At 78.5% G+C, this 1070-nt stretch carries 1 protein-coding gene; it reads left to right on the top strand.

What is annotated here, in order from left to right:
• Window positions 1–94: 94 nt before the first annotated feature.
• Window positions 95–1070, top strand: a 976-nt coding sequence (locus tag AC1MIR_RS04935) for an NAD(P)-dependent oxidoreductase (RefSeq protein WP_480027074.1), incomplete at its 3' end; no start/stop codon positions are given.

Here is a 1070-nt window from a genome sequence, read left to right as displayed (position 1 = left end):
CCCGCGCCGGCGCCCCGCCCCCCGGGCCCGCCCCTTTTGGGCCCGCCGGGGCCCCCCCCGTCGCCGCCGCGGGCCGCGGCGCGAAGTGTGGCGCATGTCCTTCCATATCCTGGTCACCGCCCCCCAGCTCGAAGCCGCCGGGCGCAAGCTGCTGGAAGAGGCCGGCTGCCGGCTCGACTTCGTCGCCCCCGCCGGTGCGCGCGCGGTGATGGAGCGGCTGCTGGAAGCCAACGCCTATGACGGCGTGCTCTCCCGCTCCATTCCCATCTCGGGCGCGGCCATCGCCGCCTGCCCCAGCCTGCGCGTGATCTCCCGCGCCGCCGCCGGCTACGACGCGATAGACCTGCCGGCCGCCACCGCGCGCGGCATCGCCGTGCTGACCGCGCCCGGCGCCAATGCGCAGTCGGTGGCGGAGTTCACGATCGGCCTGATCATCGCCGCCGCCCGCGACATCCCCCGCCATGACCGCGCCACCCAGGCCGGCGGCTGGGAGCGCGCGACGCTCGGCCTCGAGCTGCATGGCCGCACCCTCGGCCTGCTCGGCTATGGCCGCATCGCGCGCGGCGTGGCGCGCATCGCGCTGGCCATCGGCATGCGGGTGCTGGCCTGGAGCCCCCGGCTCGACCGGGCCGGCGACATCGCGCCTGTTGCGCGCGCCGCCTCGGTCGAGGACCTGCTGGAGCGGTCCGACATCCTCTCCCTGCATGCGCCGCTGAATGACGCCACGCGCGGCATCATCGGCGCCGCGGCGCTGGCGCGACTGGGGAAGGAGGGCATCCTGGTGAACACCGCCCGCGCCGGCCGGGTGGACGAGGCGGCGCGGGTCGCGGCGCTGCGCGCCGGCACGCTGCGCGGCGCCGCGCTCGATGCCCGTCCGATCGAGCCGCCGCCGCCGGAACTCGCGCTGGGCGAGGTGCCGAACCTGATCCTGACGCCGCATGTGGGGGCTGCGACCACGGTGGCGCGCGCCGCGACCGCGCGGGCCGCCGCGACGCATCTGCTGGACGCGCTGGCCCGGGGGGCCCCCCCCCCCCCCCCGCGGGGGGGCGGCGGGCGCGGGGGGCGGGGCG

The sequence above is a fragment of the Falsiroseomonas sp. RANM36 genome (assembly GCF_056682175.1).
The sequence above is the reverse complement of the archived record's forward strand: the minus strand, read 5'-3'. Positions and strand labels throughout refer to the sequence as shown.